The 8,683-nt window shown below is 41.9% G+C and carries 6 protein-coding genes and 4 tRNA genes; 2 read left to right on the top strand and 8 right to left on the bottom strand.

Annotated features, from left to right (window positions below):
* Window positions 1–468: 468 nt before the first annotated feature.
* From V7D75_RS13105 to V7D75_RS13070, 8 genes are all read right to left on the bottom strand, one after another.
* Window positions 469–543: transfer RNA gene (locus V7D75_RS13105), tRNA-Thr, on the bottom strand.
* 114 nt (window positions 544–657) lie between these two features.
* A tRNA-Gly gene (locus V7D75_RS13100) sits at window positions 658–731 on the bottom strand.
* An 85-nt stretch (window positions 732–816) separates the two neighbouring features.
* Window positions 817–900 (bottom strand) — tRNA-Tyr (locus tag V7D75_RS13095).
* A 65-nt stretch (window positions 901–965) separates the two neighbouring features.
* Window positions 966–1,041 (bottom strand) — tRNA-Thr (locus V7D75_RS13090).
* A gap of 349 nt (window positions 1,042–1,390) precedes the next feature.
* Window positions 1,391–2,293 carry an FHA domain-containing protein gene (locus V7D75_RS13085; RefSeq protein WP_333614905.1) on the bottom strand — a complete coding sequence of 301 codons (903 nt, stop codon included), beginning with the start codon at window positions 2,291–2,293 and terminating at the stop codon, window positions 1,391–1,393.
* Window positions 2,294–2,406: 113 nt separating this feature from the next.
* The gene (locus tag V7D75_RS13080) at window positions 2,407–3,261 is read right to left on the bottom strand and encodes an RsiV family protein (RefSeq protein WP_333614904.1); all 855 of its coding nucleotides are present in this window, start codon (window positions 3,259–3,261) and stop codon (window positions 2,407–2,409) included.
* A gap of 199 nt (window positions 3,262–3,460) precedes the next feature.
* The gene (locus V7D75_RS13075) at window positions 3,461–5,056 is read right to left on the bottom strand and encodes a peptide chain release factor 3 (RefSeq protein ID WP_068404019.1); all 1,596 of its coding nucleotides are present in this window, start codon (window positions 5,054–5,056) and stop codon (window positions 3,461–3,463) included.
* 189 nt (window positions 5,057–5,245) lie between these two features.
* Window positions 5,246–6,163: a hypothetical protein gene (locus V7D75_RS13070; protein ID WP_333614903.1), complete on the bottom strand. Its 918-nt coding sequence runs from the start codon at window positions 6,161–6,163 to the stop codon at window positions 5,246–5,248.
* Window positions 6,164–6,483: 320 nt separating this feature from the next.
* Between V7D75_RS13070 and V7D75_RS13065 the strand changes: the two genes are divergently transcribed.
* On the top strand, window positions 6,484–6,897 hold the full coding sequence (locus V7D75_RS13065) for an organic hydroperoxide resistance protein (protein WP_144298045.1): 414 nt from the start codon (window positions 6,484–6,486) through the stop codon (window positions 6,895–6,897).
* A 283-nt stretch (window positions 6,898–7,180) separates the two neighbouring features.
* The coding region (locus V7D75_RS13060) for a 5'-3' exonuclease H3TH domain-containing protein (protein ID WP_333614906.1) at window positions 7,181–8,683 on the top strand (1,503 nt) is incomplete at its 3' end.

The raw sequence follows: 8,683 nt of genomic DNA, 5'->3' as shown, positions 1-8,683 counted from the left end.
TTGCCATGGGTATTTCCTCTTTATTGATGAATCTTTAACAATCAAAGATCGGTAAATAGCTGTTTGACGGCTCATGATGCGTAATAACCATCAAACCGTTGACGCTATGGTTTAACTACTAAAATAAATGTCTTCAAGATGTTTGCTAGCTTAACTGCTAAGCACATCTCTATATATGGGCATTATACTTGTTTTTCAATCGCTTGCATATTGTGCCATCTACTAGCACATCTCAACAAAACAGTTTTTTTCTAAATATGACTAACAAATAGATTTATAAACCTACTGACAGCACTAAAAGGCAACACCTTAGTGTCACCTTTAAACTATTAACTGCCACACTCTATTTATAATTTTCAATATTTTATAATTCGATATTGCTACAATATTTTGTAAAATATAATGTCTTGTCAAAATATGATGCTTTATCAAAATAGTAAAGCATATATACAAGGCTTGGAAAATAAATGGAGCTCATATTGAGAATTGAACTCAAGACCTCTCCCTTACCAAGGGAGTGCTCTACCGCTGAGCTATATGAGCGTACTTTTAAAAACTACAGTAGCCAACCTACCGGTTGTACTAAAAAAAATATCACGATACAGCAATAATAACTGACTGTCGTGATGTTTGATAGTTGCTGCGATGGTGCATATATGGAGCGGGTGGCGGGAATCGAACCCGCGTCATTAGCTTGGAAGGCTAAGGTGTTACCATTATACCACACCCGCATTTACTCTTATATTGTTTGACTCGAATAGCGAGTCTTGTAAGATAAAGAGTATGCTTGGCGCTAGGACAAACTTAGAACAAATATGGTGGTGGGAGAAGGATTCGAACCTTCGAAGCTTTCGCGACAGATTTACAGTCTGTTGGGTTTGACCGCTCCCCAATCCCACCTAGATTGCTTGTTATAAAATTACCTTAATTTAAGGCAAATTCATAAAAAGCGACTTTGAAAGAGATGGTGCCGACTGCCGGGATCGAACTGGCGACCTACTGATTACAAGTCAGTTGCTCTACCAACTGAGCTAAGTCGGCTTGTTCTCTCAAAGTGGTGGCTATTCTATCAAATATTTTGCTAGACGCAAGTCCTTTTTCATTTTTTTTAGCTTTATTTTCATAAAAGCTATCAAACACTTGATTGTATTGCTATTTTTTCTAACTTAAATTTGCCGCTATTTTCAAAGCTAAATTGATGAGACATCATTTAAAGCCTAAACTGCCCGTCTTTATTGCATGGCTTTATAAAAATTGTATAGTTTTTTATGAAGTCCATAATCTTTATCAACGGGCAGCTGCTTTATTTCTTTAAGAATACTGTTAAATTTATAAAGATAAGTCTTTTACATGCTGCCTTTATTAAACAACCATAGCGCGAGGCCAATGATTAAAATAGCAATAAATACCCAGATAAACCAGCCGCCACTCGGTTTTTTCTCGGCTTGGCCCGCATTGCGGTAGCGGCTTGCTTAGCACGTAGGACGTCAGGATCCGCTTCTTCTTGCAAGGTGGTCGTCGTGGTCTTATCATGCGCTGCAGCATCGCTGTCATATTGAGCCTGACGAACCGCGCTCGGTGCTGGTTCATCGACAACTGGTGTGCTAGTTGAAGTTGATGGCTCGATAGTATCAGCTACTGATAATACCTCATCGATTCCAGTTTCTTTGATGACTGGCTCTTTGGCAATAGGTTCGTTGATTATAGGCTCGTTAATTACAGGCTCTGCAGCAACAGTTTCTTTAACGATAGGTTCTTGAATACTAGTTTCTTCAATTGTTGGCTTTTTATCTGCTGCTTCGATAACGACTGGCGCTATAACGGTAGATTCAGCGGCCGCAGGTGTTGATTCTGCAAGTGTTGATGCCGCAGCTGCATCAGCGTTCGTGCTTAATACTGGCTCATCTAACACAACTGGAGCAGCTTGTTCATTATCCAAGGTCGCAGCAACAGGCGCAATTACCTGAAAGTTAAAACTTGCAAAGCCTAGCGTATCATTGGCATTAAGGCGCTGAGATTTATTGCCCTCAATCCGCTGCTCATTGATAAAAGTACCATTCGATGACTCTAAGTCCTTAACGTATAGCTCACCATTTAATACGCTCAAGACCGCGTGATTGCGCGACACTTGCTTGCTACCGAGCACCACGTCATTATCGCTACCGCGTCCAACAGACAGGCTGTCACTGACGTTCAAGGTCAGATCGCCTAAAGCTTCGGTTAGGGCATTAAGTTGCCAAGTTGCATCCTCTGTCGTCACAGGTGTATGGGTATTTTCTGTATGGTTTGTCATGTTATCACTCCTTATTTTTATAAAATATTCAATGGCTATTTTTAGCTAACAACTTTCTATAAATGGCTGTTCTTATACAATTATCTTCATACTGGCTAAAATTATTGTTGATATTATTTAGGTATAAATCGAGGTTTGATGATACCGCCAAGCTTATCATATGGAATACTCAGTACAGGCATTCCGTATGCGTAGGGGCCGATAGCATAATGCTGATAACGAATATCGATCCCTTTGTCAGTCAAGGTTACGTTCTCACTTAAGGTAAATGGCCAGTTTTTTTCATAGCTTACCGCATCTTCATCGACCGTTTTCACCCAACCTTTATAAGCATCATAAGCTAAAGCTTTAAATTTTGATTTTTTGTTAGGCTGCAGCATATCTGTTAATTGGATTTGTTTATTGGTTTGCTGGTCAAATATCATATATTCGCTATATGGCATGCCATGAGCGCCACCAGTGAAGACATAAGAGTTTATTTCAAACAGCTCAAAATCATTCACATGACCCAAGTATTCAGGCGTCACCATTAATCTATAAACAAAAATACTGTCTTTGGGTAAATCAGCAAACTGCGCGCTAACAAAACCGTCGATAGCAGCTTTGACCTCGGCTGTGCTACTTTGCTTGGTGATGGGCGCCGACTCCGTTGGCTTACTATTTACCACTAAATTATCAATACGCGCATTGGCAAGCTTATTTATCCAAGCATGATTGGTCTTAAGGTATTTCACCTCAATATCTGGACAATTATCACGCGCTGTACATTTTTCCTGTATTTTTTTGGGCAACTCATATTCTAAATATTTGCTATGACTAATCAAGCTACTCGCCTGCGCTGATAGGCTTAACGCCCCAAGTAATAAGCCACTACTTAGCACCGTAACCAAACGCCGCACACTGCGCTGAGATGGGAATGGTTGAGTGAATGTTGAGTTATTATAATGAATGTGAGCTGCAGATTTCATATAGCCTCTTTCACGTACCAATAAGGTTTATTGATATTCTACCGTAACTATTGCGCCGTATTGTAGGTGCACTGTTTGTGTTTTTGAGTACTTAATGCGCTCGTAACAGCTCATATTTGACTGCAACAAAAATTTTTATAATAAAAAAGACACGATAGTGTGTCTTTTAAAGGTAAGCATAAAGATTAACAAGCTAATTTTAATGCTCGCGCGTATTGCTAAAAGTAATCTCAGGATAGCGGTCTTGCATCAGCTGCAAGTTCACCCGAGATGGCGCAAGATACGTCAAATAACCGCCACCATCTATTGATAATTGGTCATGGGCTTTTTTCTTAAACTTCGCCAGCGCCACTTCATCGTCACAGTGAATCCAACGCACGGTTGCGATAGAGACTGGCTCAAAAATACATTGCACTTTGTATTCTTCTTTTAGACGATGCGCGACCACTTCAAACTGTAGGACACCGACTGCACCTAAGATTAAATCGTTATTAATCTGCGGCATAAAGACCTGCGTTGCGCCCTCTTCGCTCAATTGCTGCAAACCTTTTTGTAGCGCTTTTGATTTAAGCGGGTCTTTTAGCACCACACGGCGAAACAGTTCTGGGGCAAAGTGCGGAATACCAGTAAAGTTTAATTCTTCGCCTTCGGTAAAGCTGTCGCCAATCGAAATCGTGCCGTGGTTGTGCAAGCCAATGATATCACCTGGATAGGCTTCTTCTAACGCTTCACGGTCGCCTGCTAAAAAGGTCAGCGCATCGGCAATACGCACGTCTTTACCCAAGCGCACGTGCTTCATTTTCATACCTTTTTCGTACTTGCCAGAGCACACGCGCAAAAAAGCAATACGGTCACGGTGACGCGGATCCATATTGGCCTGAATCTTAAACACAAAACCGCTAAATTCGGTTTCGGTTGCGGCGACTTCGCGCTCATTGGTCGGATGCGATTTTGGCGGCGGTGCATATTTAATCAAGGTATCAAGTACCATGTTTACGCCAAAGTTACCCAGTGCCGTCCCGAACAATACAGGCGTCATCTCACCTTTTAAAAACGCATCAACCTCAAAGTCTTCGAGCGCCATTTGTACCAGCTCAAGCGACTCTTCAAAAGAATCAAACATCAACTTGCCCAAACGCTCACGGATATCAGGATAATCGTAGCCTTCGCGCGTCTCAGAGACGGTCATCTCGCCGCCATGACCTTTTTCATATAGGTAAGTTTTGTTTTCGGTTAAATGATAAACGCCAACGAAATCTTGCCCCATACCAATCGGCCACGTGACCGGAATACATTTAATCTTTAATACTGCTTCGATTTCGCTGAGTAGCTCAAGCGGCTCGCGAATCTGACGGTCAAGTTTATTGACGAATGAGATGATGGGCGTATCACGCATTCGGCAAACTTCCATCAGCTTGATGGTCCGTTCTTCGACACCTTTTGCGCCATCGACCATCATCAGCGCACTGTCTACCGCGGTCAGAGTACGATACGTATCTTCACTAAAGTCGGCATGACCCGGGGTGTCTAGCAGGTTGACCATATGGTCTTTATAAGGAAACTGCATCACCGAGGTAGTGATAGAGATACCGCGCTCCTGCTCCATACTCATCCAATCAGAGGTCGCATGGCGATCAGTTTTGCGGCCTTTTACTTCCCCAACCACCTGAATCGCCTGCCCCCATAGCAGTAGCTTTTCGGTCATGGTGGTCTTACCCGCATCGGGATGCGAGATAATGGCAAAGGTGCGGCGTTTGGCGACTTCTTTGCTTAATTTCTTTGGATCTACGCTCATAATTTCGGCTTCAACGGTTGTGTGATTTAGAAATCACGCTAAACAAATAAGATAAATAATGGGCGTATTGTAGCGGATTTAGCGTTTGGTTGCAGAATTAGCGCATAAAAAAACACTCTCTGCTAACTAAGTAGAGAGTGCGGATATTTTTAAATTTCAAAAACCTTTAGGCTTTAGGCGCTCTTAGCTTTAATAATAACGCTTGATTTTATCTTCTAAAAAGTCAGCGGCGACATCATTGACAATCGTGCAATCGACCACACCGCGAAAGCTGTTGGTATTTGGATTGCTACTGCCTTTGGCCACATAATCCGCTTCATAAATATCTTTACTATATTCAACCCCGTTATACTGATAAGCCGGTTGGTCTTTATATTCAAAAAACATTACTTGCGCCGCTCGTTGCTTGTTATTGATACCAACGCCAAACCTTGAGGTACTATAATCTCTATCATCATTAAAACGTGCTTCGGCTGCCGCAACCCATTTATCAAGCGACGAGTATCCTGTTTTGTCTTTTTCGTTAAAGGCTAAAAATGCGCGCTCGCTGCTGACAACGGGAATATAGCAAACGGAGCCTGCTGGAAAGGCTAAATTGGTTGGCAGTTTAGAATAGTGATTTAAGGCCGTCATAATGCCGCGACTGTCGCTTAACGTAACGCCTGCATTATAACTATCCGCTTTCACATCTGATAAATCTAAGGTTTTATAAGTGGTTTGATAATTGAACTTGTTATTGCTGTTTTTTTCATAAATAGGCCGTTTGACCGTGCGCCCACTGACTTCAATATTTTTGTGTTCCAATCGCCCTTCGAACTTATCGGCTAGTACCGTTTTGTCTAAAGCATTTAAACTTTGATTACTGTAGTTATTGACAAGATTTCTGGTTTTAATCTCATAATCACCGGTACGATAGGTTTCATCGATGCGCGCAATCGCAGTCGCATTGGCTTTACTGTCATAGCTATCGGCAAATCTCGTTAGCGTTATATTATTGCTACTGCCTACGCCAAAAAACACGTCCTCTTCTTCACAGCCGCTGAGCGCAAGTGCCAGTAAAGAGACGATACTTGGTAACAAAATCCATTTATTCAGCGAGGCATTCATTAAACAATGTCCTTATGGTTAGACGCTTTTTAGCTACTTTGGTTACTGTAATATGTTAGTAAAATGATTTTTGTGATTAGTTTACATTAATAGTATCCTTATTTATATATCAAAATCCTACTATTGTCGTTTTAGAGAACTCCGATTACACATTTTAGCAAGTTACCATTTCTAAACTTGCGCGATACGTTCAGCGTTGCTCACTGTGCTAATCTAAGAAGTTGCTATGTAAAATCGCTTTTTAAGTAAGATCACATGTAAGGATGGTCACATAGTAGATAAATCATTTAATTATAAAAACCAACAACAAAGGATATGTTATGAAAACATTGTATTCTACACAAGCTACCGTTACTGGCGGCCGTACTGGTAACGCGAGCCTAAAAGATAGTGATTTGACCATTAACATGGTCGCACCGGGTTCTGGTAAAGACGGTAACAATCCAGAGCAGTTATTTGCTATGGGTTATGCTGCTTGTTTTGATGGCGCACTGGCAGCGGTCAAAGGCGAAGAGAAAGCAAAATTTGACTCGACTACCGAAGTATCAGTAGATTTAATGAAAGGCGAAGGTTTGGACTTTAAATTGGCAGCAAAAATCCATGTAATCGGTGAAAATACAGAACTATCGGCCGACGAATTTCAAAAACTGGTCGAAAAAGCCAATAAAGTTTGCCCATATTCGAAAGCCACCCATGGCAATATCGATAGTGAAGTGACGTCAGAAGTAAAATAACTCTTAGAAAAAATATTAATTAGTCAGAAAAAACTGATAAAAGAACTCAGCTGGTCTGGGTTCTTTTTTTATTGGCTATCCTTTTTGGTCGTACACATCTTAACTTTTAAGCCATTCGGCACGCGACGCTTTTATCGTTATAATGGGTTATCTTTTTTCTCATTTTTGATTATACCTAATAAATAATAAGTGACTTTCTATGACCGACAACGATCACAACTCGCACTCGCCCATTAATCCCAATACGCTACCAAACTTTGCCACCATGCCCAATGTGGCAACGATGGATACCAGCCATGTGAACAAAGAGCAGCCGCCTTTTATCTTGGTCGACGGCTCTTATTATTTATTTCGCACCTATCATGCCTTGCCAAAGAACATGCAAAACTCTCAAGGGCTGGTCACCAACGCCATACGTGGGACGTTGAATGCGTTATTAAAACTGATGCGTCGCTACCACCCAACCCACATGGCGGTTTGTTTTGATACTAAGTCTCCGACTTTTCGTCATGCGATGTCGGAAGAATATAAAGCCAACCGACCAAAAATGGATGTGGAGCTTGCCGAGCAAATTCCTTATATTCATAGTTTGGTCGTGGCGCTAGGGATTCCACTATTGCGTATCGAAGGCGCGGAAGCCGACGATATTATTGGCACTCTAGCCCATCGCGCCGTTGCCGAAGGTCATCACGTCGTTATCTCGACCGGTGATAAAGACATGATGCAGCTGATTAATGACTGCGTGATACTAGAAGACAGCTTCACCGGTAAAGTCACTGATAGCGCAGGCGTGGTGGAAAAATTTGGCATTAATCCTAATCAAATGATTGACTTTTTAACGCTGATGGGCGACTCCTCTGATGGCATTAAAGGCGTACCCGGTATCGGTAAAAAAACCGCCAAAGACTTGCTTAACGAATACGGCAACATCGACAATATGCTCAAAAACGTCGCCAATATCAAAGGACGCGCTGGCAAGAATCTGGTCGAATATGCCGACGACATTCCCTTTAATGCACAATTAGCAACCATCGTCACCGATTTAGAAATCGGTCAAGATTGGCGAGATTTAAAAATCAATACCGACCCGTGCGCTCATATCGATGAGCTACGCGCGCTCTATAGCGAGCTTGAATTTAAAAATGAGCTGGCATCACTCGACCATCCCAATCATCCAGCCAATGCAAATGGGAATGGCGCACAAAGCGTTGCCGACAGTCAAGCAGATGCAGAATCGCAAGCACAAATCGCCAAATCACTACAATCAAGTATCATCGATAATATCAAAGACAGTAAAACTCATGATAAAGCGTGGCACACGGTTTTAGATGAACCTGCTTTTGATAGCTTGGTTACATTATTAGAATCTGCACCGCATTTTGTCCTTGATACCGAAACCACCAGTGTTTATTGGCGTCAGGCTGAATTGGTTGGCTTGTCTTTTGCGGTAAAAGCCCATGAAGCTTATTATGTACCGCTAACTCATAGTCTAGAAGGCGATGAGCTAACGGCCAAACAGCTTGACCGCGATATGGTGTTGACGCGCTTAAAACCCATCTTAGAAAACCCAAACATTGGTAAAATCGGTCAGCATTTAAAATATGATGCCCATATTCTTAGCTTTTATGATATCGATCTATTAGGCAGTATTCATGACAAACCCAATAACTGGGCGATGGATACCATGCTTGCCAGCTATGTAATTAACGCGGCCGCTACTCGCCACGGTATGGATGATTTGGCGCGCCATTATTTGCATACGCAGACCATCAGCTTCGAAGACGTT

Source organism: Psychrobacter sp., from assembly GCF_036731945.1.
GTDB lineage: Bacteria > Pseudomonadota > Gammaproteobacteria > Pseudomonadales > Moraxellaceae > Psychrobacter.
Note: the sequence above shows the minus strand (reverse complement) of the source record. Positions and strands in the feature narration are given on the sequence as shown.